At 71.2% G+C, this 25,369-nt stretch carries 23 protein-coding genes; 12 read left to right on the top strand and 11 right to left on the bottom strand.

What is annotated here, in order from left to right; genetic code table 11:
- Positions 1-54 precede the first annotated feature (54 nt).
- Together ACZ5SK_RS07905 and ACZ5SK_RS07900 are read right to left on the bottom strand one after the other, a co-directional pair.
- A complete protein-coding gene (locus ACZ5SK_RS07905) occupies positions 55-1,197 on the bottom strand; it encodes a LacI family DNA-binding transcriptional regulator (protein WP_334582219.1) in 1,143 nt (380 codons plus the stop codon).
- A 144-nt stretch (positions 1,198-1,341) separates the two neighbouring features.
- Positions 1,342-1,935 (bottom strand): hypothetical protein, encoded by a 594-nt coding sequence (locus ACZ5SK_RS07900; protein ID WP_457494862.1) that lies wholly within the window; start codon positions 1,933-1,935, stop codon positions 1,342-1,344.
- Positions 1,936-2,216: 281 nt separating this feature from the next.
- Here ACZ5SK_RS07900 and ACZ5SK_RS07895 point away from each other — a divergent pair, with 281 nt between their 5' ends.
- The 7 genes from ACZ5SK_RS07895 to ACZ5SK_RS07865 all read left to right on the top strand — a co-directional run bounded on the left by ACZ5SK_RS07895 (position 2,217) and on the right by ACZ5SK_RS07865 (position 11,035).
- Positions 2,217-3,785, top strand: coding sequence for an amidohydrolase family protein (locus tag ACZ5SK_RS07895; protein WP_457494863.1), 1,569 nt, complete (start codon positions 2,217-2,219; stop codon positions 3,783-3,785).
- A gap of 236 nt (positions 3,786-4,021) precedes the next feature.
- Positions 4,022-4,876, top strand: a complete 855-nt coding sequence (locus ACZ5SK_RS07890; RefSeq protein WP_334583771.1) for an ABC transporter permease — start codon at positions 4,022-4,024, stop codon at positions 4,874-4,876.
- Complete coding sequence (locus ACZ5SK_RS07885; protein WP_334582216.1) at positions 4,873-5,760, top strand: carbohydrate ABC transporter permease; 888 nt, start codon at positions 4,873-4,875, stop codon at positions 5,758-5,760. The genes ACZ5SK_RS07890 and ACZ5SK_RS07885 overlap by 4 nt, the downstream gene beginning before the upstream one ends.
- A 48-nt stretch (positions 5,761-5,808) precedes the next feature.
- Positions 5,809-7,458, top strand: a complete 1,650-nt coding sequence (locus ACZ5SK_RS07880; protein ID WP_334582215.1) for an extracellular solute-binding protein — start codon at positions 5,809-5,811, stop codon at positions 7,456-7,458.
- Positions 7,455-8,570 carry a LacI family DNA-binding transcriptional regulator gene (locus tag ACZ5SK_RS07875; protein WP_334583770.1) on the top strand — a complete coding sequence of 372 codons (1,116 nt, stop codon included), beginning with the start codon at positions 7,455-7,457 and terminating at the stop codon, positions 8,568-8,570. The genes ACZ5SK_RS07880 and ACZ5SK_RS07875 overlap by 4 nt, the downstream gene beginning before the upstream one ends.
- 23 nt (positions 8,571-8,593) lie before the next feature.
- The gene (locus tag ACZ5SK_RS07870; protein WP_468575553.1) at positions 8,594-10,519 is read left to right on the top strand and encodes a DUF2264 domain-containing protein; all 1,926 of its coding nucleotides are present in this window, start codon (positions 8,594-8,596) and stop codon (positions 10,517-10,519) included.
- A 63-nt stretch (positions 10,520-10,582) separates the two neighbouring features.
- The gene (locus tag ACZ5SK_RS07865; RefSeq protein WP_334582213.1) at positions 10,583-11,035 is read left to right on the top strand and encodes a flavodoxin family protein; all 453 of its coding nucleotides are present in this window, start codon (positions 10,583-10,585) and stop codon (positions 11,033-11,035) included.
- Positions 11,036-11,093: 58 nt separating this feature from the next.
- On the opposite strand, the gene ACZ5SK_RS07860 is transcribed toward ACZ5SK_RS07865, so the two are convergent.
- A complete protein-coding gene (locus tag ACZ5SK_RS07860) occupies positions 11,094-11,561 on the bottom strand; it encodes a hypothetical protein (protein WP_334582212.1) in 468 nt (155 codons plus the stop codon).
- A gap of 445 nt (positions 11,562-12,006) precedes the next feature.
- Here ACZ5SK_RS07860 and ACZ5SK_RS07855 point away from each other — a divergent pair, with 445 nt between their 5' ends.
- Positions 12,007-14,277, top strand: a complete 2,271-nt coding sequence (locus tag ACZ5SK_RS07855) for a M4 family metallopeptidase (RefSeq protein ID WP_468575551.1) — start codon at positions 12,007-12,009, stop codon at positions 14,275-14,277.
- Between the two features lie 97 nt (positions 14,278-14,374).
- On the opposite strand, the gene ACZ5SK_RS07850 is transcribed toward ACZ5SK_RS07855, so the two are convergent.
- Positions 14,375-15,079, bottom strand: coding sequence for a hypothetical protein (locus tag ACZ5SK_RS07850; RefSeq protein ID WP_334582210.1), 705 nt, complete (start codon positions 15,077-15,079; stop codon positions 14,375-14,377).
- A gap of 174 nt (positions 15,080-15,253) precedes the next feature.
- Here ACZ5SK_RS07850 and ACZ5SK_RS07845 point away from each other — a divergent pair, with 174 nt between their 5' ends.
- Positions 15,254-15,526, top strand: coding sequence for a hypothetical protein (locus tag ACZ5SK_RS07845; RefSeq protein ID WP_079664549.1), 273 nt, complete (start codon positions 15,254-15,256; stop codon positions 15,524-15,526).
- Between the two features lie 33 nt (positions 15,527-15,559).
- Here ACZ5SK_RS07845 and ACZ5SK_RS07840 read toward each other — a convergent pair whose 3' ends face one another.
- The 3 genes from ACZ5SK_RS07840 to ACZ5SK_RS07830 form a co-directional block, all read right to left on the bottom strand.
- On the bottom strand, positions 15,560-16,606 hold the full coding sequence (locus tag ACZ5SK_RS07840) for a cytochrome P450 (RefSeq protein WP_468158202.1): 1,047 nt from the start codon (positions 16,604-16,606) through the stop codon (positions 15,560-15,562).
- Positions 16,607-16,708: 102 nt separating this feature from the next.
- A complete protein-coding gene (locus ACZ5SK_RS07835) occupies positions 16,709-16,783 on the bottom strand; it encodes a tryptorubin family RiPP precursor (RefSeq protein ID WP_443031380.1) in 75 nt (24 codons plus the stop codon).
- 198 nt (positions 16,784-16,981) lie between these two features.
- Positions 16,982-19,987 (bottom strand): carbohydrate binding domain-containing protein, encoded by a 3,006-nt coding sequence (locus ACZ5SK_RS07830; protein ID WP_361702481.1) that lies wholly within the window; start codon positions 19,985-19,987, stop codon positions 16,982-16,984.
- A 213-nt stretch (positions 19,988-20,200) separates the two neighbouring features.
- Here ACZ5SK_RS07830 and ACZ5SK_RS07825 point away from each other — a divergent pair, with 213 nt between their 5' ends.
- Positions 20,201-20,533, top strand: coding sequence for a hypothetical protein (locus ACZ5SK_RS07825; protein ID WP_334582207.1), 333 nt, complete (start codon positions 20,201-20,203; stop codon positions 20,531-20,533).
- Positions 20,534-20,690: 157 nt separating this feature from the next.
- Positions 20,691-21,524 carry a chitosanase gene (locus ACZ5SK_RS07820; RefSeq protein WP_334582206.1) on the top strand — a complete coding sequence of 278 codons (834 nt, stop codon included), beginning with the start codon at positions 20,691-20,693 and terminating at the stop codon, positions 21,522-21,524.
- Here the strand turns inward: ACZ5SK_RS07820 and ACZ5SK_RS07815 are convergent.
- The 3 genes from ACZ5SK_RS07815 to ACZ5SK_RS07805 all read right to left on the bottom strand — a co-directional run bounded on the left by ACZ5SK_RS07815 (position 21,512) and on the right by ACZ5SK_RS07805 (position 24,161).
- On the bottom strand, positions 21,512-22,741 hold the full coding sequence (locus ACZ5SK_RS07815; protein ID WP_468575547.1) for an acyltransferase family protein: 1,230 nt from the start codon (positions 22,739-22,741) through the stop codon (positions 21,512-21,514). The two genes, ACZ5SK_RS07820 and ACZ5SK_RS07815, sit on opposite strands and share 13 nt — an antisense overlap.
- A gap of 149 nt (positions 22,742-22,890) precedes the next feature.
- Positions 22,891-23,517, bottom strand: a complete 627-nt coding sequence (locus tag ACZ5SK_RS07810) for a hypothetical protein (RefSeq protein ID WP_468575545.1) — start codon at positions 23,515-23,517, stop codon at positions 22,891-22,893.
- Positions 23,514-24,161, bottom strand: coding sequence for an RNA polymerase sigma factor (locus ACZ5SK_RS07805; RefSeq protein ID WP_334582203.1), 648 nt, complete (start codon positions 24,159-24,161; stop codon positions 23,514-23,516). The genes ACZ5SK_RS07810 and ACZ5SK_RS07805 overlap by 4 nt, the downstream gene beginning before the upstream one ends.
- Before the next feature lie 223 nt (positions 24,162-24,384).
- Here ACZ5SK_RS07805 and ACZ5SK_RS07800 point away from each other — a divergent pair, with 223 nt between their 5' ends.
- Positions 24,385-24,834, top strand: a complete 450-nt coding sequence (locus tag ACZ5SK_RS07800) for an ATP-binding protein (RefSeq protein ID WP_334582202.1) — start codon at positions 24,385-24,387, stop codon at positions 24,832-24,834.
- Positions 24,835-24,855: 21 nt separating this feature from the next.
- Here the strand turns inward: ACZ5SK_RS07800 and ACZ5SK_RS07795 are convergent, their stop codons facing one another.
- On the bottom strand, positions 24,856-25,365 hold the full coding sequence (locus tag ACZ5SK_RS07795; protein ID WP_468575543.1) for a molybdenum cofactor biosysynthesis protein: 510 nt from the start codon (positions 25,363-25,365) through the stop codon (positions 24,856-24,858).
- Positions 25,366-25,369 lie beyond the last annotated feature (4 nt).

The raw sequence follows: 25,369 nt of genomic DNA, 5'->3' as shown, positions 1-25,369 counted from the left end.
GGTACTGGTTGCTGGGTGCGTTCGGCCGGCCTCGGTCGGGCCGATCCGTGTTCTTCAGTGCCGGGTGGAGGGTCCTCCGTTCGGTAGCGGCTCGCTGGACGTGCCTCTGCGCGACCGGGAGGCGGGACGCCGTCCGCGCGCCGGGGTCGTCCGGTGCGCAGGAGGCGCGGTCGAGGTGCGGACGACGAGGTCGACCGGTGGGTCGCTCGCCGGCAAGGGCTCGGCGTCCGGGTTCTCGATGGCGTGCAGCAGACGCTTGAGTCCCTCCTGCGCCACGGCGTCGAAGGGCTGAGGCACCGTGGTCAGCGGAGGAGACACATAGGCCGCGACCGGAATGTCGTCGAAACCGACCACGCTGACGTCCTCCGGCACCCGCCGTCCGGCCTCCGTCAGCGCGCGGATCAGACCGATCGCCATGTCGTCGTTGGCGGCGAACACCGCGGTGACGTCGCCGTCCGCGGCCAGTGCGCGTCCCGCCGCGTAACCGGACGCGGCCGACCAGTCGCCCTCGACGACCTGCGGGACGTCCCGGCCATGGGCGGTCAGCGTCCTCCGCCAGCCTTCCAGCCGGTCCCGGGCGGCATACCAGCGCAGCGGTCCGGCGAGGTGATGGACCGTCATATGGCCGAGTGCCAGCAGGTGTTCGGTGGCGGCGCGGGCCATCTGGTCGGCTCCGTCGCCCGCGGTCAGCACCATGGGCGCCTCGACGGGGGACGGCGCGCCGAGGACGAGGACGGGCACGTCGACGCGGAGGACGACCTCACCGTCGTCCGTCTGCTCGTCGATCGGCTCGGAGATGACGATGCCGTCCACACCCTGGTCGAGGAGCGAGTCCACGGCTCCCGCGATGCCCGCGGGGTCGCCCTCCATGGTGTTGACCACTCGCAGTGCGTATCCGGTGTCCCGGACGGCCCGCTCGACGCCCATGAGCAGGGTGGCGGGGCCGTACAGGGCCGTGCCCAGCGTCACCACGCCGATGGAGCGGGTGCGCCCCGAGGCGAGGGCCCGAGCGGCGTTGTTGCGCCGGTAGCCGAGTGTTTCCGCGGCTTCCAGGACGCGTCGGCGCACGTCGGCGGAGACGTACTGCTCGTCGTTGAAAACCCGCGAGACCGTCTTCTGGGAGACGCCGGCCAGGCGGGCCACGTCCACGCTGCGCGGCGCGGCGGAACTCCCGCCCCGCCCTGTCCCTCGCGTCATGGTGTCTCCCGTACGGCCGGATGTTCATACCGATGATGACAGACGCCGACTGCATGACTGCGCAGTCATGTCTGCGCTGTCATGTCTACGCAGTCATACGACGGTCGTCAAGAGTCGGGGACGCATCCGTGACCAACACGGAGGTCAGTTCGCCGGCAGCCACTTCTCCAGGGCGTCGATGAGACGGTCGAGCGCGGGCTCCTCGGCGGAGCGGTCCGTCATGACCGTGCGGCCGCCGAACCGAAGCGTGTACTGGAACATGTCGGCCGCCCCCGTGTTCCTGGTGAACGAGGGGACGTCGGCGAGCTCCGGATCACCGAGCAGGGTGCGCAGGCTCGTGAACTGGGCCGTTGTGGTGCGGCGCACCGCGGACTCGCCTCCGTCGTTGGTCCGTACGGTGCCGTCGCCCCGCAGCACGACCTCCCGGTTCACCCCGGCGAAGCCGCCGCTGACGGTCATGGTCACCAGCTTCTGATCCGGGCCGGTGACGGGCACCGGCGACGGACTCGTGGACGCCGGCGCCGAAGAAGAGGCGGAAGGGGAGGGCGAGGGGGAGAGCGAGAGCGAGGGCGAGGGCGGGGAACTGGGAGAGGCCGACGGCGGCGGGGCGGAGGCGCCGCTCACCGTTGAGTGCCCGGTGTCCGTCGGCGCCGCCGAACTCTCGCCACCCTTGGTGGAGCAGCCGACCAGGACCAGCACACCGACCGCGCACACCATCGCCGAACTCCGGGTGAGCACCACGCACTCCTTGAGTCGTCGGCACCTGAACAACCGTCATATCAGGGTGCCATGCCGCGAGTTCAGCCGTCTGCAAGCAGGCCTCATGCCCGGACCGTCCGTCCTCGCCCGGACACTGACCTCACCCTGCCGCTTGTCCGTGCCCGCCGCCGGCAGGTGCATTCAGCACCACCCCCGTTCCACGTCCTGGGCCCACTGACCTGCCGCCCGTTTCCCGACACCGTGGTCGCTGTCGCCGAACAGGACGGTGAGGGCCGAAAGGCCGTCGGAGGGGAGTGGACATGACCGAGGTGCAGAGGATCGGACGCCGGGGGTTCGTCGCCGGGGCCGTCGCCGTGACGGGTACGGCGCTGACGGGCGGGGCGCCGGCGCGGGCGGCCGAGGCGGGGCGGGACGCCGGGGCGCGCCGCTCGCCGGACGCGGTGGCCTTCACGCACGCCACCGTGGTCGACGGAACGGGGGCGGCGCCGGCCCCCGACATGACCGTCGTGGTCGAGGCCGGCCGGATCGCCTCGGTCGCGCCGAGCGCCCGCAGCCGGCCCCGGCCGGGCGTTCGGACGGTGGACCTGACCGGCAAGTACCTGATCCCGGGACTCGTCGAGTCGCACACCCACAGCGACGGCCCCGAGACGGTCGTCCCCGCGCTGTACGCACTCGCGGGCGTGACCACCGTGCGCGAGATGTGGGGCAGGGCCGAGCACCACGCATGGCGGGAGAAGATCCGCGGCGGCGCCCTTCTGGGCCCCCGCTGGGTCATCGGCAGCCCTGTCCTCGACGGCTCGCCGTCCCTGTGGGCCCAGGACGTGGGCGGCGAAATCGAGGTGCCGGACGGGGCCGCGGCCCGGCGCGCGGTGCGGCAGGTCGTGCGCGAGGGCGCCGACTTCGTGAAGGTCTACTCGCGGCTGACCCGGGAGGCGTACCTCGCCGTCGCGGACGAGGCCCGGCGCCAGGGCGTTCCCTTCCTCGGGCACTGCCCCGACGTCGTACGGATCGCGGAGGCCAGCGACGCCGGGCAGCGCAGCATCGAGCACCTGCACGCACTGCTGCTGGCGACCTCCCGCCACGAGCGGGAGATCCGGCGGGCCCTCGCCGAGGTACGCGTCGACGGCACGGACCCCAGCAGCCTGTCCCGGTACCACCGTTGGTTCGACCAGGTGCATCCGCTGGAGTGGCGGGCGGTCCTCGGCTACGACCGGGACCGGGCGGATGCGCTGTTCAGGCGGCTCGCCGTCAACCGGACCACGGTCGTGCCCACCCTCAGCGTGCACCGCACCCTGGAACTGCCCGACGAAGTGCCGGCCGGCGCCGAGGAGTGGAAGTACCTCCCCGCCTGGCAGGTGGAGACCTGGCCCGACCAACTCGCGGCCCTCACCGGCGGACGCACCCCCGAACAGGCCCGCCGGATCCGCCGGATCTTCACGCACCGACTGCGCATCGTCGCCGAACTCCACGAAGCGGGTGCGCCGTTGGCCGCAGGCACGGACACCGGCACCGGCTATCTCGTCCCCGGATTCGCCCTGCACGACGAACTCGCGCTCCTCGTACGGGCGGGACTCACCCCCGCGCAGGCGCTGCACGCGGCCACCGGCCAGGCGGCCCGCACCCTGGGCCTGCCGCAGGTCGGCACCGTGACCCGGGGGATGAGCGCCGACCTCGTGGTCCTCGACGCCGACCCGCTGCGCGACATCCGCAACACGAAGCGGATCCACGGGGTGATGGTCGACGGCCGCTGGATCCCGCCGCAGGAGCGCGAACGGCTGCTCGCCGCGGTGCAGCGGGCGGCCGCGCAGACCCCGCCGCCGCAGGAGGGCGCCACCTCGACGGGTTGCGGCTGCGGCGGCCACCCCTAGGCAGGGTGACGGCGTCGAGGGCTCAACCCGCAGTTGTGTCAGAAGTGTTGACCGGGTCTCTGAAAACGTTTTAACGTCACCTCACTCGACCATCGAGGGGAGGAGACTCCGTGGCGACGCTGCTGCGCGAGGACCCCAGCAAGACGGAAGAGAGTGGCGCGTCCCGTCGTCCGCTGCGGCGTCGAAGGGAGCGAAAACGTTTTCAGAAGCACCGCAGCCGGACCCTGTTTCTGCTCATGCTGCCGGGGCTCGCCTACTTCCTCGTGTTCCACTACGGCGCGCTCGCCGGGAACGTCATCGCGTTCAAGGAGTACGTGCCGTTCGACGGGCTCTGGGGCAGCCCCTGGGTCGGTCTCGGCAACTTCCGGCGGATGTTCGAGGACGCCGAGTTCTGGGACGCCGTCCTCAACACCCTCTGGATCGCCGTCCTCCAGCTCGTCTTCTACTTCCCCGTCCCGCTCGCCCTCGCGCTGCTCCTGCACAGCCTCACCTGGAGCACCGTCCGCCGCTTCGTGCAGTCGGTGGCGTATCTGCCGCACTTCATCTCGTGGGTGATCGTCGTCGCCCTGTTCCAGCAGGTCCTGGGCGACACGGGCATGGTGAACGGCTATCTCGGCGACGCCGGTCTGCACACCGTCGACATCATCGGCAACCCCGACGCCTTCCGGCCGCTCGTCGTGGCCCAGGTGATCTGGAAGGACGCCGGCTGGGGCACGATCATCTTCCTCGCCGCGCTCTCCCAGGTCGACGAGCAGAGTTACGAGGCCGCCGCGATCGACGGCGCCGGACCGTGGCGGCGGTTCTGGCACATCACCCTGCCCGCCATCCGGCCCGTGATCGTGCTGCTGCTCATCATGCGGCTGGGCGACATCCTCTCCGTCGGCTTCGAACAGATGCTCCTCCAGCGCGACGCCGTCGGTCCGCAGACCGCCGAGGTCATCGACACCTTCGTCTACTACCGGGGCATCGTCGGCGGCGACTACGGATTCGCCGCCGCCGCGGGCCTGTTCAAGGGCGTGGTCGGCGCGCTGCTCGTGTACGCGGCCAACAAGGTCGCCCAGCGCCTCGGCGAACAGGGGGTCTACAAGTGAGCGCCCATGTCCGGCCCGGCTGGATGGAGAAGCCGCGGCCCGTCACCCAGGCGGCGAAGGCCGTCGCCCTCACCACGGTCGTCCTGCTGGTCTGCGTGCCCTTCCTCGTCATCCTGTCGACCTCGCTGGCCGCCCCGCGCGAGGTCGTGGCCAACGGCGGCTGGGTGCTGTGGCCCGAACACCCCACCCTGCAGGCGTACCGGGACATCCTCGACGGCGGCATCGTCACCCACGCCCTCGCCGTCAGCGCCGGAGTCACCCTCGCCGGCACCGCGCTGAGCCTCGTCTGCACGGTCACCCTCGCCTACGCGCTGTCCCGCCCCCATGTGTTCGGCGGCCGGCCGGTGCTGCTGCTGATCCTGTTCACCTTCCTCTTCCCGCCGGGCATGATCCCGGGCTTCCTGCTGGTCAAGGAGCTGGATCTGCTCGGCAGTTACGGCTCGCTGATCCTCCCGGTACTGGTCAACGTCTTCAACCTGGTCGTCCTGCGCGGCTTCTTCCAGGGCATCCCCGAGGAGCTGTACGAGGCGGCCCGCCTTGACGGCGCCGGCGACTGGCGTGTGCTGTGGTCCGTCGTGCTGCCGCTGTCGAAGGCCGCGCTCGCCGTGGTCGGACTGTTCTACGCGGTGGCGTACTGGAACTCCTGGTTCTACGCCTCGCTCTACCTCGAGAGCGACCACTGGCCGCTGCAGCAGGTGCTGCGCACCTATGTCGTGGCCGGCTCCGGCCTCACCGACACCACCACCGGGGAGGCCACGGTGAACGCGCCGCAGACCATCCAGATGGCCGTGCTGGTGATCGCCACCGTGCCGATCCTGCTCGTCTACCCCTTCCTGCAGAAGTACTTCACCAAGGGCGTGCTCACCGGCGCCGTCAAGAGCTGAGCCATCACCCAGCACGTTCAAGAGCCGCACGCGGAAAGGTCATCCGTCATGCCCAGCATGTCCCGACGCTCGCTGCTGCGATCCGTGGCCGCGGGGAGTGCCGCCGTCGCCGTCCCCGGTCTGCTCACCGCCTGCTCCACGGGTTCGGACGACGCAGACGTCTCCAACGCGGGCAAGAAGCTCGCCCCCTGGCCCGCCTACGCTGCCCCCGCCGGACCCCGCCCCGACCTCGCCCCCACCGACGCCGGCGTCCAGGCCGGCTTCACGTCCTACCCCTCCTCCCTGGTCACCTCGGTCGCCCGGACGCCCGGCGACGGCTCCACCGTGCGGGTCCTGACCGTCACCTTCGGCACCCCGCCCAAGCCGGCCGCGCAGAACCAGTACTGGCGGGCGGTCGAGAAGGCCCTCGGCGTGAAGATCGAGTTCACGGTGGTACCGCAGGCCGACTACCAGAAGAAGATGGCCACCGTCATGGCCGGCGACCCTGACGCGCTGCCCGACGTCATCAACGTCTTCAGCGGGGTCACCCTGCCCCGCGAGGCCCAGTTCGTCCAGCGCAGGGCCGAGGACCTGACGCCGTATCTCTCCGGCGCGGCCGTCAGGGACTACCCCAACCTGGCCGGCATCCCCACCCACGCCTGGCGCGACATGGGCCGCATCGGCGGCCGGCTCTACGGCGTCCCCGTCGAACGCCCGCTGCCCGGCTCGACCCTCTGGCTCAACCAGGGCCTGTTCACCGACGCCGGCATGAAGGACGGCTGGACCTCCACCGACTTCACCGCCGTGGCGAAGAAAGCCACCCACGGCAAGCGGTACGCGCTCGGCGCCTCCGTCGGCTCCCTCTTCGGCAACGCCGTCCACGCCGCCGCCCACAACGCCCCGAACGCCTGGGCCGTCGACAAGAACGGCACCTTCCACCCCCACTACACCGACGACCGTTACAAGGCCGCGATCGCCTTCCAGGCCCAGCTGCGCAAGAACGGCTCGTACCACCCCGACGCCACCTCGATCTCCCCGGTGGATCTCAGCACCCTCTTCCTCAACGGCACCGTCGCCTCCCTCCAGGACGGCTTCAACGCCTACCAGAGCCGCTACCTCGACGCCGAAGGGCTGCTGACCCCGGCGCCGGCCCTGCCCTACAGCGTCGACGGCACGCCCGGCGGCATCGTCGCCGCCCGCCGCTCCTTCGGGTACACGATCCTGAAGAAGGCGTCGAAGGAACGCATCCAGATGCTGCTGCGCCTCCTCGACCACCTCGCCGCCCCCTTCGGGACCAAGGAGTGGGAACTCGTCCACTTCGGCGTGGAGGGCGTCCACTTCACCCGCGGCAAGGACGGCTCCCCGCAGGCGACCGAACTCGGAGAGGTGGAGAACGTCACCAACCTGCCGTTCCGTTTCCTGGCCGACGGCCCTCAGGTGCTGTTCCTGCCGGGCCTGCCCGCTGCCGTACGAGCCCTGCACACCTGGCAGAGCAAGGTGGCGCCGGTCGCGATCCGCAACGCCTCCTTCGGCCTGAAGTCCGGCACCGAGACCTCCCAGGGCGCCACTCTCAAGGCCTTGATGGACGACACGATCACCGCCGTCGTCGCCGGCCGTGCCCCGCTGTCGGAGTACGACGAGGCGGTGAAGAAGTGGCGCTCCCGGGGCGGCGACAGAATGGCCGGGGAGTACGCCGAGGAGTACCACGCCAACACCTGAGGCGACGGCGGCGGCGGACGCGGACGAGGACACGAGCGAGGGGAACGCGGAGCGACATGACGACACAGGGGCGGGTGACCATCCGTGAGGTGGCCGAACGGGCGGGCGTGTCCGTGGCCACGGTCTCCCGCGTGCTCAGCGGCAACTATCCGGTACCGCCCGCCACCCGCACCCGGGTCCTGCGCGCCGCCCGCGCCCTCGACTACGTCGCCAACGCCAACGCCCGCGCCCTGGTCGGCGGCGGCCGCAGGACGGTCGCCGTCGTCGTGCGCCAGGTCACCAGCCCCTTCTACGCCCAGGTCGCCGAGGGCGTCGAGGCGGAGGCCGCCGTCCACGGCCGGCTCTGCCTGGTCGGCACCACCGGCGGCGACCCGCAGCGCGAGCTGGAGTTCGTGCAACTCATGCGGGAGGAGGGCGCCCGGCTGGTGATCCTGGTCGGCGGGGTCGTCGAGGACGACGCCTACCGCGAACGCGTCGCCCACTACGCCCAGGCCCTGGACTCCGCCGGCGCCCGCCTGGTGCTGTGCGGGCGGCCTGCCCCCGACCCCGACATCCCCGCGCTGGTCGTCGAGTTCGACAACGAGGCCGGGGCCCGCGCCATCACCGGACATCTGCTGTCGGCGGGCCACCGCAGGATCGTCTTCCTAGGCGGACTGCCCGGGAACACCGCCCTGGACGCGCGCGTTAACGGCTACCGCGCCGCCCTCGCCGAGCACGGACTGCCGCCGAGCGCCGCCCACGTCGTCGACTGCGGACTCGGACGGGCCGCCGGGCTGCGCGCGATGACCGAACTCCTCAAGGAACGCCCGGAGTTCACGGCCGTCTTCGCAGGCGACGACATGGTCGCGGCCGGCGCCCTGCGCGCCCTGGCCGAGGCCGGACTGCGCGTCCCCGACGACATGTCCGTCGTCGGCTACAACGACATTCCGCTCGCCGAGGACTTCAACCCGCCCCTCACCACCGTCCGCACGCCCGCCGAGGAACTCGGCCGCGCCGCCGTGCGCATCGCCCTGCGCGACCCCGAACACGCCGCCGGCGCCCACCATCTGCTCGGCACCCACATCGTCGTACGCGACAGCGTCGCCGCGCCCCCGCCCGGGCGCGCCCACTGACCGACGGAGGGAACCGCCCCCGTATGACCGCGCCGCACCTGTCGGCCGACGCCGGCCAACTGCCGCCCCCCGACCTCGACCTGTCCCCGCGCACCGGATACACCCGCGCCCACTGGGAGGCCACCGCCGACCGGCTGCTCGCCGCACTGCGGCCCTACGCCACCCCCGGCCTCGCCCAGTACCGCCTGCCCGGCCGCACCGGCCACTCCGGCGCCTGGTCGGACGGACTGGAGGGCTACGCCCGCTCGTTCCTGCTGGCCGCCTTCCGCATCGCGGGCTCGCACGGCGCCGTCGGAGACGACCTCGTCGAACGCTACGCCGCCGGGCTCGCCGCCGGAGTCGACCCCCGCCATCCGGAGCACTGGCCGCCCATCACCGACCGCTCCCAGCCCATGGTCGAGGCGGCTTCCGTCGCCCTCGCCCTGCACGAGACCCGCCCCTGGATCTGGGACCAACTGTCCGACAGAACAAGGGAGATGGCGATCACCTGGCTCGGCGGTTTCGTCGGCGCCACCGCCAACGACTCCAACTGGCGGCTGTTCCAGGTCATCACCGAGGAGTTTCTCGCCTCCGTCGGCGGTCCGCACGAGCGCGCCGAGATCGACGCGGGCCTGGACCGCCTCGACGACTGGTACCGGGGCGGTGGCTGGTACACCGACGGCGACGGCCGCAAGTTCGACTACTACAACGCCTGGGCCCTGCACCTCTACCCCGCCCTGTGGGCCCGCGTCGCCGGGCCCCGCGCGGAGCCCGCCCGGGTCGCCGTGCACCGCGCCCGCCTGCGCGAGTTCCTCGGCGTCCACCAGTACTTCTTCGGCTCCGACGGCGCCCCCGTCCACCAGGGCCGCTCCCTCACCTACCGTTACGCCGTCGCCGCCCCCCTCTGGGCGGGCGTCCTCGCCGACGCCACCCCCCTGTCACCCGGCCGGACCCGCCGCCTCGCCTCGGGCGCCCTGAAACACTTCACCGACCGCCAAGTCCCGAACGAGCAGGGCCTGTTGACGCTGGGCTGGTACCGGTCCTACCTTCCCGTCACCCAGCCGTACTCGGGACCGGCGTCCCCGTACTGGGCGAGCAAGGCCTTCCTCGGTCTGCTCCTGCCCGCCGACCACCCCGTGTGGACGGCACGCGAGGAGGCGGCCCCCGTCGACACCGCCGACCGGCACCTGGCCCTGCCCGCCCCGGGATGGCTGCTGCACTCCACGGCCGCCGACGGGATCGTCCGCCTCGTCAACCACGGCGCCGACCGGCTCCCGCCCCCGCCCGCCGCGTCCGACGACAGCCCGCACTACACGGGCTTCGCCTACTCCTCCGCCACCGCCCCCCAGACCCCGCCCCCCGGCGAACCGCCAGGACCCGACAACCGCATCGCCCTGCTGACGCCGACCGGCCCGTCCCGCCGCGGCCGCATCCACCCGCTGTACGCGGCCGGCCGGCGCGCCGCGTCCTGGCACACCCCGCTCGGCCCGGACGGCGACGAGCGCCCGCACCTCACCACCGTGAGTGTGGTCCACGGACCGTGGGAGGTCCGGGTGCACCGCGTCGCCGCACCCGCCGGCACGCCGGTCCGCGAAGGCGGCTGGGCGGTGGCCTGCGACGACGCTCCGCCCGTCGCGCAGACCGGTGAGGCCTGGGCGCAGGCCCGCCGCGCCGACGGCCTGACCTCCGCCCTCGTCGGCCTGCTCGGCTGGGACGACGCCACCGCCGAGGTGGCGCGGGCCCGCGGCCACAACGCCTACGGCGAGGACTCGGCCGTCCCGGTTCTCACCACACCGCACCCGGGCGGCACGCTGCTCCTGGCGACGCTGGTGGTCCTCACCGCCGACCCGCTTCTCCCGGCGGACACCCGGACGGGAGCCCGTGCCGTCCGCGTCGCCGACGGCGCCCTGGAGATCCGCTTCCCGGACGGCGCCATCGAGACCGTCACCCCGCCGGCCGGTCCGGGGTGAACGCCGGCGCCGCGCGCGTCGCCGCTTGCGGCCGGGCCGGGGGAGCGGGCAGGGTTCCGTGCCGTGGCCACCTTGCTGATCGTCCATCACACCCCCTCGCCCAACTGCCAGGCGCTGTTCGAAGCGGTCGTCTCGGGCGCGACGGCGCCCGAGATCGAGGGCGTCCGCGTCGAACGGCGGGCGGCTCTCGCCGCGACCGCCTCCGACGTCCTGGCCGCCGACGCCTACCTGCTGGGCACCCCGGCCAACCTCGGCTACATGTCGGGCGCGCTCAAGCATTTCTTCGACCAGGTGTACTACCCGTGCCTCGACACGACCCGCGGCCGGCCCTTCGGCTACTACGTGCACGGGGGCAACGACGTCACCGGCGCGGTACGCGGGATCGAGGCCATCACCACGGGCCTGGGCTGGCGTCGCGCGGCCGAGCCGGTCACGGTCACCGGGGAACCGGGCAAGGCGGACGTGGCGGCCGCGTGGGAACTGGGGGCGACGGTGGCGGCCGGTCTGCTGGACTGACCGGCCCGGCCGCGGTGGATCATGGCAGGCGGGCAGGGCAGGACGGCCGGCCCAGGGCTCAGTTCCACAGCGGATACGTCACGACACGTGCGAACTGCGCCGGCCTGGCCCCGGGGTAGGTCAGGCTGATCCGGCTGTAGTGCTGCACCTGCGGGTTCTTCTTCCAGGACTGCGGCCGGTCCAGCTTCACCACGACGGCGTACGGATGGAAGGTGCCCGCCGCGCAGTACGGGTCGCAGTCGTTGACGACGTTGACCCCCGTGGCCCGCGCCGAGTGCGAGCCCCAGCTGTTCCAGTGCAGTGAGACGAGACGACTGTTGCCGTCGCCGCACGCCAGGATGAAGCCCGTCGGCCGTACCTGTGTGTGCCAGAAGCAGTCGACCAGTACAGGAGCCGTGGCCTTCTGCACCGCGGCTTCGCGCACCGTGGGCGGTGCCGCGGCCGGTGCCGCCGAGGCCGAGCCGACGGCCGCCGTGAGGCCCAGCGCCGCACACAGCATGACCGCTGTTCTCGTCGTGTGTCGCATCTCCGCTCCCGCCCGCCCGACCCGGGACCCGCCGGTTTGCCGCGCCCCGGTGAGGTTCTCTACCGACGCTACGACGACGAGCGCGGCGCGACCACTCGAACGGGCCGTCGCACAGGCCTTGTGGCGAGGGAAGCGGTTCGTCCTGCCGGGGAGCCGGGTGTGCACCCCCCGGCCGAAAACATGCGCCGAGCAGACCGAATCCCCAGAAGGTCATGGTCAATTCAAGCCGTTGTTTTGGCATTCCCATGACAAAACTGTGCACGGAGTGCCACTCTGCTGCCGAAGTTCACCATTCCTTCACGCCCGCATCATGCGGCGCACCTGTCATTCACCCCCCACCTCCTTCCACCCGCCTGTCGTGCAGCGCTCCGGACCGGCCCCACCCCGCCGGCCCGCCCCACCTCGGCCCCATCACCGGCCGACCGTCGCACTGAAGGAGAACCCGTTGCCCCGGCGACACCGCCCCACCCTCCGGCGCAGACGCGCCACCGCCCTCGCGTTGACGACCATCGGGACCCTGCTGGCCCTGGGCGCCCCCACCGGCACCGCCGGTGCGGCTCCGGCCGACCCGGGCCCGTCCAGGATCACCGCCACGCCCCGCGCGGGCGCCGCCGCGACGCCCCTGTCACCGGCCCGCCGCGCCTCGCTGATCAAGAGCGCGCAGACCACGTCGGCCACCACGGCCCGGCAGCTCGCCCTCGGCGCCCAAGAGAAGCTCGTGGTGAGGGACGTCATCCAGGACGCCGACGGCGCCACCCACACCCGCTACGAGCGCACCTACGGCGGACTGCCCGTCCTCGGCGGCGACCTGGTCGTCCACCACAAGAGCGGCCGCACCACCGTCTCCAAGGCGAGCGGGGCGACCCTCACCGTGCCCTCCCTCACCCCGAAGCTCTCCGCCGCGAACGCCACCGGCAAGGCACTCGCGGCCGCCAAGAGCGCCGAGGTCAAGGGCTCCGCGACCGCGAACACGCCCCGCCTCGTGGTCTGGGCCGGCGCCGGCAAGCCCGTCCTGGCCTGGGAGACGGTCGTCGGGGGCGTCCAGCAGGACGGCACACCGAGCGAACTCCAGGTGGTCACCGACGCGACCACCGGCAAGCAGCTCCTCGCCGCCGAGCAGGTGGAGACCGGCACCGGCACCGGCCAGTACACCGGCACGGTCCCCCTCGGCACGACCCTGTCGGGATCGACGTACCAGCTCACCGACGGCGGCCGCGCCGGACACAAGACGTACGACCTGAACCAGGGCACCTCCGGCACCGGCACCCTCTTCACGGACGACAACGATGTCTGGGGCGACGGCACCCCGTCCAACCGCCAGACCGCCGGTGTCGACGTGGCCTTCGGCGCCGCAGCCACCTGGGACTACTACAAGGACGTGTACGGCCGCAACGGCATCCGCAACGACGGCGTCGCCGCCTACAGCCGCGCCCACTACGGCAGCAGCTACGTCAACGCCTTCTGGCAGGACAGCTGCTTCTGCATGACCTACGGCGACGGCTCGGGCAACACCCACCCGCTGACCGCCCTCGACGTGGCCGCCCACGAGATGAGCCACGGCGTCACCGCCGCCACCGCCAACCTGACCTACTCGGGCGAGTCCGGCGGTCTGAACGAGGCGACCTCGGACATCTTCGCCGCCGCCGTCGAGTTCCACTCGAACCTCACCGCCGACCCCGGCGACTACCTCGTCGGCGAGAAGATCGACATCAACGGCGACGGCACCCCACTGCGCTACATGGACAAGCCCTCCAAGGACGGCGACTCCGCCGACAACTGGAGTCCGAGCCTGGGCGGCCTCGACGTCCACTACTCCTCGGGTCCCGCGAACCACTTCTTCTACCTGCTCTCCGAGGGCAGCGGCGCCAAGACCGTCAACGGCGTCGCCTACGACAGCCCGACCTACGACGGCCAGGCCGTCACCGGCATCGGCATCGAGAACGCCGCCGCCATCTGGTACCGGGCGCTGACGACGTACATGACCTCCTCGACCGACTACGCGAGCGCCCGCACCGCCACCCTGTCGGCCGCGGCCGACCTCTTCGGCGCCTACAGCCCCACCTACCTCGCCGTCGCCGACGCCTGGGCCGGCATCAACGTGGGCAGCCGGATAGCCCTCGGCGTCAACGTCGCCCCGATCGCCGACCAGACCAGCGGCATCGGCCAGGCCGTCAGCCTGCAGGTGGACGCCTACACCACCAACACCGGGGCCGGCCTGACCTACGAGGCGACCGGGCTGCCCGACGGTCTGAGCATCAGCCCCAGGGGCCTGATCTCCGGCACGCCGACCACCCTCGGCAGCAGCGACGTGACCCTCAAGGTCACCGACAGCACCGGCGCGTCCGTCTCGGACACCTTCACCTGGCGGATCGCCTACATCTACGCCAACGCCACCCGCGTCGACATCCCGGACAACGGCGCCGCCGTGGAGTCGCCGGTCACCATCGCGGGCCGCGACGGCAACGCCTCCGCCACCACCTCGGTCTACGTCAACATCGTGCACACCTACCGCGGTGACCTGACCGTCGACCTCGTCGGCCCCGACGGCACCGTCTACTCCCTGCTCAACCGCAGCGGCGGCGCCGCCGACAACGTCGACCAGACCTTCACGGTCGACGCCTCCGCACAACCCGTCAACGGCACCTGGAAGCTGCGCGTCCAGGACCGTGCGTCCATCGACACGGGCTACATCCAGCGCTGGCAGCTCACTCCCTGACCGCAGACCGCCTGACACCGCCGCCCGGGTCTCACCAGGCCCGGGCGGCGGCGCGTGTCCGCGGACGGTGGAGCCGGGCCGCCGAGGTCGCCGGGCCTCACCTACGCCGAGGCGTGGGGACGACTCCGCCCGCGACCTGGGCCAGGGGCGTGCCGCGGGCCCACAGCCGAAGCCGGGGACCGTCGATCAGATACATGCGGCCCTCGCGCGCGGCCCACACCTCGTCCCGGTGCGTGAACGTGCCCCGGTGCACGACGAGTCGCAGCGGGGGACCGGCCCGGCCCCGCGCCGGCATCCTGGCCCGGCAGGAGCAGGCCGACTCCTCGTCGGGCAGCGGCTCGGCCACCGGACGGAACGCCACGTCGAGCAGCAGCCCCCGGCCGTCACGAGCGGCGAGGTGAAGGGTGTCGTGCCGAGGGGGCGGCAGCACCCGCCAGCCGTCCCGCCGGAGCATCCGGGCCACCGCGACCACCAGCGCGGGCATGTCCAACTCGGCCAGCTCCTCGGCGGTGTAGTACCCACCGCGCCGCCGGGCCGGCCGCCGGGACCGACGCCGTACGACGACGGCGACGACCGCGAGCGGCACGAGGAGCAGCGCGCCGGCCCGGCCGCCGAACGTGCGGGAGACCAGCGCGAGTCCCGCGACCGCGGCGCACGCGACGGCGAGCAGGGTGGCGAGGGCCGGCAGCACTTCGCGTAATCGAGGCCCGTCGCGGCCCGAGGCCCGCAGCTCACGCACGGACCGCCGACGCCTGGCCCACGCCGACTCCCCGGCGGGCGCCCGCTCCCGCCTGCGTGCCATCAGGGCCGGCCCCCCACCCCTCACACAACGACGTGTAAGGGGTGGATACCCGCTGAGTCGGGACATGCCCTCCGACACCACGTTTGCGCCACCGGCTTGGCCGAAGAACGCCGCCGGAGGCCGCAGCGCGAGGGCGCCGGGCCATTGTCAGTGGTGGATGACAAGCTGCTGGTCATGGACGAGGTTGAGTTCTTGCGGGGCCGGGTCTACGGCGCCGATCACGACGACGCCGGCCCCCGCCCGGACCGCCGGTACGCGCACCTGGTGGGCGGCCCGCTGGACGGGCTGCTGCTGGACATCACGGACCGCTCCGACCACGAGCTGCGCGAGGTGGCGCTGACCACGGAGATAGGCCGCTACGGGCCCGGCGGCCACGCCCTGTACGAGCGGCGCGGCACCGCCGACCGCCGGTTCGACTGGCGCGGCGACGCCCCGGGCACCCCCTGAACCACCCGGCCCGTCAACTCCCCCTGTTTTTCGCTACCTGGAGAGCATGCGGACGTCGACCACACCCATCAGGCCGGCCAGCGGAACACTGGCCGCCGTCTGCCGGGGGTCGGGGGCGAGTCCGTTGTGCCGGGCGATGTCGAGCAGCCGCTCGGCCAGCGGCAGCACCATGTGCCGTCCCCAGCAGCGTTCGCTCGCATGCCCGAAGGGGAGGTATCCGGGAGCGGTGTCCGGGTCGAGGTCGTGCCACCGCTCGGGGCGGAAGGCATGCGGGTCGTCCCACAGCGCGGGGTCCCGGTGGGACAGCAGCGGCAGCATCAGGACATCGTCCTTGGCGCCGATGCGCTCGTCGAGGGCGGTGAACTCGGGGGAGGCGACCCGCAACACGTTCCAGGACACCGGCAACAGCCGCAGCGACTCGTGGATGATGTGCCGGTTCGGCGTGCCGGGCGCGAAGGGAGCCCCGAGCCACAGCGCGTTCGCGACCAGCGCCGCGACCGTGAAGCACACCGGAGCCGCGGCCCGGCGGTACATGCCCATGGCGTGCCGCCGTTCTCCGTACGTCGGAGCCTCGGCCGTGCACGCGCCGAGCCGCGAGGTCCGCGCGAGCGCCCCGCCGCGCCCCGGCAGCGCGGCCCCCACGCCGATGACCGTCCACGTCAGCTTGGGCGTCCACTCCAGCCGCCGGTCGACGAGCACCTTGAGCCGGCGCGGGTCACGCCCGAAGACGGTGTCCCGCAGATAGGTGTGCGCCACCCGCGGCCAGGTCCCGGAGAGGTCGGTGGACAGATCGGTGGATTGCGCGAGCGCCGCACGCACGTCCTGGCCCACGGCCCGCATCAAGGCCGAGGCCTCGGTCCGTGGGATCGCCCGGCCGAGCAGGGGCTTGAAGGTGGGCCGTTCGAAGTCGTTCGCCGGCCGGGTCGCCATGACCTGCTCGATGAGTCCGGCGGAGCCGACGCCCACCGTGCCGGGATCGAGCCGGAACACCTCGTCCCCGAGGTGATCGTCCAGCAGGGAACGGATCCGCGGGGCGAATTCGACCCTGCGACGCTGGGTGAGGGAGGGCGACGACGGCATGGTGTCTCCACATCGAAGCGACGGACCTTAGGTGGCGTGCGCCCGCGTCTCCGTCACCGGCGACGGCGGGCGCACGCGTTTTCTCACCTACTCAACGGCGGCTCAGTACCAGAGGTACCAGGCGTACGCCTTGAGGCTCTTCTCGCCGACGATCTTCCTTTTCAGTGCCCCGAACATCTTCATGGAATACCTCCATCGCAAAGGAAGTGACGCTGAACCGGAATCGAGTAGAGCCGCCGGCCGACGAGGCGTCAACGGTGATCGGAAACACGCGATGTGATCACGCCAGAATGCCCGTCGCAGGTGTGAAAACGGGAGTGCACTGCCAGTCAAAAAGCCGTGCACTCTCGGATAGACGGGCGGCCGTATTCGATGCTATTTCAGATAGGGCCCGTCGGCGCCGACCTTTCCGGGCCCGTTCAGCACGTACACCCGCAGATTTCCCTTGCCGGGTGCGGCCACCGACAGGGAGCCGTTCGAGACGGTCTTCACATCGCCGGTGACGGCGTCCGTGTACGTGCCGTTCGGGATGCCGGTGAAGCTCGCCGCACCGGTGACCGTGACCAGCGCGAAACTGTCCGTGCTCCCGCTGGTGTAGCGGCGCTTGAACGCCATCTGGCCGCTGATCCCGTCGGTCGAGTACTGGCCCATCTGCAGCGCCGGCACCGCCCGGCGAATCTGGCCCAGCCGCTGGAGGTGTTTGACCAGCGGCTGGGCGAGGGTCGTGGCGATCGTCCCGCTCGCGCTCGCGACCGTGCCGAAGTCCGAGGCCGTGACGGAACCGGCCAGGTGGTCACCGAAGTACGCGCGCCCGGTGGACGCCAGCGGGCAGGTCGGCCCGCAGTCGATCTGCTTGCCCTTCTGGAACTCGATCTCCGAGCCGTAGTACAGCGTCGGAATGCCGCGGAAGGTCCACATCAGCGCCATGTTCTCGGCCCAGGCGTCGGTGCCCCCGCTGTAGCGCGTGCTCGACTTGTTCGGGCCGTAGTCGTGACTGTCCACATAGACCACGTTGTAGGTCGCGTCGTTGACGCTGTCGTCAGAATCCTTGCCGTTGCTGAAGGCGTTCTGCGCGTCACCGAAGTTCATGTGCATCCGCATGTCGATGATGTTCATGCCGGAGAACAGACTGCGGTCGGGCGTGTGGTAGCTGTTGCCGCTCAGGAAGGCATTGGCCGACGTCGGCTGATTGCCGGTGCCGAGGTCGTTCTCGTAGGTGAACTGCTCGATGGCCGCCTTCTCGTCGTCGGCGCTGTACTCCTTGCGCTCCTTCCAGGTGAAGAACTGCGCCGAGTGGTTCACGGACCCGCGGTTCCATTTGTCGTTGACGAAGGCGCCGACCTCTCCGAAGACGAAGAAGTTCCGTGCCGCGTCCGCGCCGAACTTCTGGGTGACCCGGTCGTAGATGGCAGGCAGGAAACGGCGGTTCCAGGTGACGCGCGGGATGTGGACGGCCGTGTCGATCCGGAAGCCGTCGACGCCCATGTCGATGTACTTGTCGTAGGCGCCGATCAGGTAGTTCTGCACGGGCGTCGACTCGGTGTCGAAGTCCGCCAGGTCCTCGTGCAGCCAGCAGGACCGGGAGTCCTCGCCCTCCCAGTTGCCGATCCAGCACTGGTGGTAGTACGCCTTCGGGAACATGCCCGAAGTGGGGCTCGGCCACTGGCAGTTGTAGAGGGTGTAGCCCTCGGCGCTCTTGCCTCCGGTGGGCTTGCCCCAGTTCAGGCAGGTGTTGCCGGTCGGCTCGGCCGTCGACCACAGGTCGCCGTTGTAGTACGACTTCCCCGACTTCGGCTCCACGGTCAGGCCGTCGTACTCGAAGCCCTCGGCCTTCTCGTCGTAGTACCAGCTCCACTGCGTGTCCCGGACCCCGTACACGGTCGGGGTGAACAGGCCCTTGGCGCCCCAGCGCGAGCTGTGGTTGTAGACGACGTCCTGGTAGATCTTCATGCCCTTGGCGTGGGCCGCGTTGATCAGGTCCTGGTAGGAGGCGCCGGCGGACTCCAGCCGCGGGTCGACCCTGTAGAAGTCGTAGCCGTGATAGCCGTGGTAGTCGTAGTCCGAGCGGTTGAGGACCACGGGTGTGATCCAGACCGCAGAGAAGCCGAGGGCCTTGATGTAGTCAAGCTTGTCGACCAGGCCCTTGAAGTCGCCGCGGAACATGGGGTCGTTGCCGGCCGCGTTCCCGGACTTGACGTGCTGGCTGCCGCCGCGGTCGTTCGACGTGTCGCCGTCGTAGAAGCGGGCGGTGAGCACGAAGTAGATGGGGTCCTTGCGCGGGTCGGTGCCCAGCGGGGCGCCGGGCGCCGGGGCCGGGGCGCGCTCACCCGTCGTCGCCGTCACCGCGGCGGAGGCGGGCGAGGTGTTCCCGGCCGCGTCGAGAGCCTTCACCGTGTACGTGTAGGCGGTCTTCTCCTCCAGCCCCGACTCGGAGAGGACCGTGGAGCCGACATCCGTGACCACCGTTCCCGAGGCGCCGCCGGTCCGCGTGACCTGATACTTGGTCACCCCCTTGTTGTCGGTGGCCGCGTCCCAGCTCACCACCACCGACGTGCCGGTGGCGCTCGCCGTGACCTTGGCGGGAGCCGTCGGAGGTTCCGTGTCGGGGGCCTGGGTCGCGCAGGGGTTCGCGGCGCCGGAGGTGACCGTGCGGTCCTTCACGGTCGTGGCGCCCAGCGGGATCGTGTAGTCGGCGCTGTTGTTGTTGTCCCAGACCCCGTTGCCGTTGTTGAAGGCGGCCTTGAGGGACGTGGCCGTGCCGATGTCCAGCGTCCGCTTCCACCAGCCGGTGCAGGCGCTCTCCATGCCGACCCCGGGGACGGCCGTCCAGGACCCGCCGGCCGGGGCGTAGTGGATGTTGGCGGTGGTCCACCCGGTGGCGGCCGTGGAGTAGTAGACGGTCGCCTGGTTGCCCGACCCCGACCCCGACCCCGACCCCGAGCCGGTGTCGGCGCACGGGTCGCTGTGGGCGATCACCCCGTCCTTGACGGTGACCGTCCCCGTGCCCAGGGCGTAGTTGTTGCCGCCGTTGTTGTCCCAGGTGCCGCTGCCGTTGTTGAACGTGGCCTGCAGCCCCGCGGCCGAGCCGAGGTCGACGCTCTGCTTCACCCAGTCGGTACAGGCAGCTTCCATCCGCACACCGGGGACGGTGGTCCAGGAGCCGCCGTCGGGGGCGTAGTGGAGGTAGGTGGCGGACCAGTTCTTCGTCTTCGTGTAGTAGAAGACGGTCGCCGTGTTCGATGCGGCGGCGGTCGGCTGCAGGGGGACGGGATCGGAATCGGACGGCCCCGTGAGGAGTCCGAACAGTCCGGCCGTCGCCATGGCGACAGCGAGCGGACGTGGCGGGGTGCGTCTACGGGACGTCTTCGGTGCGCGGCTCATGGCCTCTCCCGGTGCGGGCAGCGAAGGCAGGGAGTCGCCCTGAAAGAAAAACCGGCAACTTCCTGAAAGGACTTGCGAACTTGCGAACGGAAGTTACAGGGCCATGACACTTGCGTAAAGGGATCGCACAGGAAGGGGGGGCGACGCGGGGCAGGCGGCTGCTCGGCGACCGGAACGGTGGCTTCCATCGCGGGAGGGTGATCAAATGTGCGAATGTCTACAGGATCCACACCCGCCACTCACGCGGCGACCACCGCACCGGCGGTCCGTCATGGCTGGCACAAGCTTCTTTTCGGCCTCTTCCTGCTGGGTCGCGCGACCCGCATTCCGGCCGCGTTGGACGGTACGACGGGGGCGACCCCCTCGGGCTGGTGGTACGTGGTGTGGGAGGTGCTCGCCCTCGTGCTGGCCGCCTTCGCGGTGAGTGAGTGGGAGATCCTCAACGCGGCGTCCTGGCGCATGTCGGTGTCGCAGTGGGTCTGCATGGTCATCTTTCACATCGGCCTCACCGGGTTCCTGATCTCCGTCATGGTCCGACTGCTCTGACGCGCGGCCCGCGTGACGGCGGGTCAGTTTGTTCGATCGCACGAACATGGCTTCGATGGGTTACTTCTGTCGCCGGGCTCTGATAGGAAACCTTCCTGTCAGTTGCAGCGCAGAGCCACCCCACCCCCACTCCTCACCTGGAGCCACTGTGGTGCACATGTCCCGGCCGATCGACGGCCCCGCCCCCGCTCCCACCTCCCGCCGCTTCTTCCTCGCCCTCGCCGGCGCCCTGGTGGCAGCCCCCCTCCTCGACGCCCACCCGGCGACCGCGGCCCCCGCAGCCAAGGGCCTCGACGACCCGGCGAAGAAGGAGATCGCCATGAAGCTGGTGTCGAGCGCGGAGAACTCCTCGCTCGACTGGAAGGCCCAGTACCGGTACATCGAGGACATCGGCGACGGCCGCGGCTACACCGCAGGCATCATCGGTTTCTGCTCCGGCACCGGCGACATGCTCGACCTCGTACAGCTCTACACCGACCGCAAGCCCGGCAATGTCCTCGCCAAGTACCTGCCCGCCCTGCGCGCCGTCAACGGCACCGACTCGCACACCGGCCTCGACCCGAACTACCCGAAGGACTGGCGCAAGGCCGCCCAGGACACGGCGTTCCAGCAGGCCCAGAACGACGAACGCGACCGCGTCTACTTCAACCCGGCCGTCCAGCAGGGCAAGACGGACGGACTGCGCGTCCTGGGCCAGTTCGCCTACTACGACGCCATCGTCATGCACGGCGACGGCTCCGACTCCACCAGTTTCCGCAACATCCGGCGGCGCGCGCTGACCAAGGCGAAGCCGCCGGCCCAGGGCGGCGACGAGACGGCGTATCTGAACGCCTTCCTCGACGCCCGGGTCTGGGCCATGAAACAGGAAGAGGCGCACAGCGACACCAGTCGCGTCGACACGGCCCAGCGAGTGTTCCTGCGCAAGGGCAACCTCGACCTCGACCCGCCCCTGGACTGGAAGGTGTACGGCGACAGCTATCACATCGGCTGAGCGGCTCTGCGCGAGTCCGGCCGACGACGTCGTGCCAACCTGCGGCCCCATGCCTGGCCCGGCACTTCGATGTAACGGTGGGTCAGTACGCACAAAGGCAGCAGCACGGCGAAGAACGCCAGCTCGAGCGCCGGACTGTCCTGCCGCCACCGGCCGATCGTGCCGTCGGTCACCGCCAGCAGCACGGGATGCAGCAGATAGACCGAGTAGCTGATCGTTCCCAGACCGGTCAGCTCGCGCGGTACGCGCCGGTGGCGCGCGGCCAGCCCCACGCCGAAGGTGAGCGCGGCCAGCAGGAACGCCAGGATCCAGCCGCGCCGGGTGAAGTGGGCGTCGTCGCCCTGGCCGTACGCACTCACCACGGCGCACGCGAGCACCACGGCGGCGGTGGCGGCCGCGCGCCGCCAACTGCTCCGGCCGTGCTCGGCCCGGTGGACGGCGGTGCCGAGGAACATCACGGAGAGGATCACCAGCCCCTCCCACATGGGCACCGTGCCGTTGAAAACGACCAGGACGAGCGCCGACGCCCCGCCCAGCACCCCGCCGGCCACCCGTAGCGCGGGTGACCCGGCGCTCGCCCAGCACACGGCGAGCACCATGGCGACCGAGGCGAGTGCGATCAGCGGGCCGGTGCCGACCGCTGAGGAGAGCGCCGAGGCCGGCAGGGTGACCCCCGCTGTCGCGCTCACGGCGGCGAACCCGGCGAGGGCGACGGCGACCGTCGCCGACCGCTGGTGCCGACCGACCGTGAAGAGGGCGACGACCAGCAGATAGAAGGCCATCTCGTAGGAGAGCGTCCACAGGACGAGCAGGACGCTCGGCGTCCCCAGCAGCTCTTGGAGCAGGGTGAGATGGGCGACGGCCACGGCGGTGAGGCTCTGTCGGCCCAGGCCGTCGCGCAGCTCGGCGATGCCCAGCAGATTCAGGACGAGGAACCCGGTGACGGCCGCCGCCCACAGCGGGTACATGCGGAAGACCCGTCCGATCCAGAAGGACCGGACACAGCTCCGGCGCTCCAGCGACGCGGGGATGATGTAGCCGCTCACCAGGAAGAACACCATGATGCCGTACCGGCCGAGGTTGAACTGCGGCATCACTTCCTGCCGGAACTCCGGCAGGAACACCGCCGACGAGTGGTCGAGCACCACGACGAGTGCGGCGATGCCGCGCAACGCGTCGAGCCAGCCCAGGCGCGACGCGGGTGACCGGGCGATCACGGAGGGTGACGGCTCCGGGGATGGACGGATGACGAGCGGGGGTTCCATGGGAAGACCGGGTTCTGTGCGGCGAGGTGTTCGGTGAGGTGAGGTGAGGTGAGGTGTGCGGTGAAGTGTTCGCTGAGGTGTGCCGTGAGCCGGGACAGTCCCTACTCGTCGGGCAGCGTGAGCTTCAGCGGAACGCAGGGCTTGGCCTCGTTCTTGCTCGTGTAGAGCTCGACCGCGCGCGGCCGCGACATGCCTTTCATGTTCTCGAAGGCCAGCACATTGCCCCGGCGCAAGGTGAAGTCCCAACTGGCCTTGATCGCGATGCCGGGGACCACGTTCCCGGTTCGCCTGTCGATCACCGGGAACGGGGTGAACCTGCTGCGCTCGCAGACATAGCCGGGAGCCAGCACATCAATCGTCACCTCGATGCCCCAAGGACGCACCTTCCTCGCCAGTTCGCGCTGGGCGTCGATCCCGATGGCCTGGTCCTTGACGGTGAGCTCGACCGTGCCGTCGCCGTGCAGCTCCGCCGCGAACGCCGCCGTGTCGGCCGACGAGCCGGCCGACGAGCCGGGTACGACTGCCACGCCGAGCCAGGCCATCGCGCAGGCCGCCGCGACGAAGGCGATCCGGCGAGGAGCGAGCAGAGAGCGCACGGAAGCCCTCGTCCGGCCCCGGCCCGCTCCGACCTCGGTCGGTTCGGTCCGGCACGCCCCGGCCTCGCGCAGCTCGATCTCCTTCTTGAGCTCGTCCAGGAGCCGGTCCTCGAACGTCGGCCTCGTGCTCATGCTTCCCCCCTTGCGATGGACAGCGTCGATGCGTCCGGCGTCGTGGCCGGCGTGGAGCTCGTTCCTGCGGGCACCGGGTTCGCCTCCGTGGCCTCGACGTCCGCCTCCTTGCGCAGCGTCTTGCGCGCCCGGTGCAGTCGTACGCGGGCCGTGACCTGGCGTATGCCCAGCGCGGCCGCCGCCTCGGTGATCGTCAGCTGGTCCACCGCGATCAGCTCCATGACGGCCCGCTCGCCCTCGGGGAGCCGTGCCAGCGCGGCCAGGGCGCGCCGCCCCGGGCTCTCCGCGTCGAGTCTGTCCTCGATACGGACGATGTCGTCGGCCTCCAGCAGCCTCCGCCCGGAGAAACGCAGATCGCGCTCCGCCTCCCGCGCGACCCGGCGACGCTCCGACGACACCACATTGCGGGCGATGCCGAACAGCCAGGCCGTCTCACTGCCGAGGTGCGGCCGGTAGGAGTGGGCCGAGCGCAGGACGGTCAGGAAGATCTCCGCCGTCAGGTCGGCCGCGGTGTGCGGGTCGTCGACCCGGCGCGCCACGAAGCGCAGCACCGCGTCCACGTGGCGCCGGTAGAACTCCTCGAAGAGCTCCGGGTCGCGCACCGCCGCGGCGGGCCCACTCGGTAACCGTTCCGCGCCAGCCACAGGCGTCTCCTTCCACCGGGTTCGTCACACGCACTACACCTGTTCTTGGAATGAGGCGCGAAAAGCGTTACAGACGTCCACGACAGAAGGTGAACCCCCCAGCCGTGCCGGCCGGATTCGCGTCGGCGCGCCGAGCGCGGCGTGTGAGTGGTGCGCCTGGGGCGTAGGGGGTGGGTTCTCGGGTAGTCGCGCGGATATGAACGGGGTAGTGAAGGCGGTCCGGATGGCAGGTGTCCCGCCCGACCAGGGTTTCTCCGCGTCCGACGGGACCCCTGCCGAGACGACGGTGGCACTGGACGGCAAGGACGGTTGTATCGCCCGGGCGCGGCAGCTCACGGGCGACTTCCTCACCCGCGTGCGGCGCCCGGGTGGCCCGCCCGTCCCGGTGGGGGCCGTGGACCTGTCCCAGCTCGTGGTGAGCGAGCTGGTCACCAACGCGCTCAGACACGCGCCCGGGCCGGCCCTGCTGCAACTGCGGGTCACCGGGGGCACGGTGGAGATCGCCGTCTGGGACAGCGATCCGGTGCTGCCGGCACCCCGCGCACCGGATCCGACCCGGGTCGGCCAGCACGGCCTGGAGATCGTGCGGGCCGTGGCCGAGGAATTCGAGGTCGTACGGGCGCCCGTGGGCAAACGGATCGTCGCCCGACTGGGCCTGACCGACGCACGATGAGGCGTCCCGCCCCTGCCGGCCTCAGGCCCGGACGGCAGACGCGTCGACGACCTCGAACGTAGCCCGGCCCAGGACGAGCACACCGTCCGACAACGGGGTACACCGCACGCCGCCTTTGCCGCGCAGGGCGCGCTGGGCGCCGGGGCCGACGGTGACGTCCATCCACGCGCAGGGGCGCGCAGGGCGGTTCACGGCGAACGCCACGGGACCGGCCGCGCCGTCGAGGACGACGGTCGAGCCGACGTAGGCGTCGATGTCGACGCCCCGCAGCAGGACGTTCCGGCGCGTCTGCCGGAGACCGACGGCCGCGTCGATGTGCCGCGGGAGGTTCTCCGCGGCCATGAGGGTCACCGACGCGTCCCGGTGGGCCGGGCGGCCGAAGTAGCGGTCGCCGACCAGCCCGAGACCGCGACGGACCTGAACCTCCCGCACGAGCTCGTCGTCCGGGCCGTCCGACGGCCCGGACGCGGGCCGCCCCGCGAACCGGTGCGACGCCGACACCAGCAGCTCCACCACCTCGATCTCGGTCATGGAG

Source organism: Streptomyces sp. NPDC031474 (genome assembly GCF_055581185.1).
Note: the sequence above shows the minus strand (reverse complement) of the source record. Positions and strands in the feature narration are given on the sequence as shown.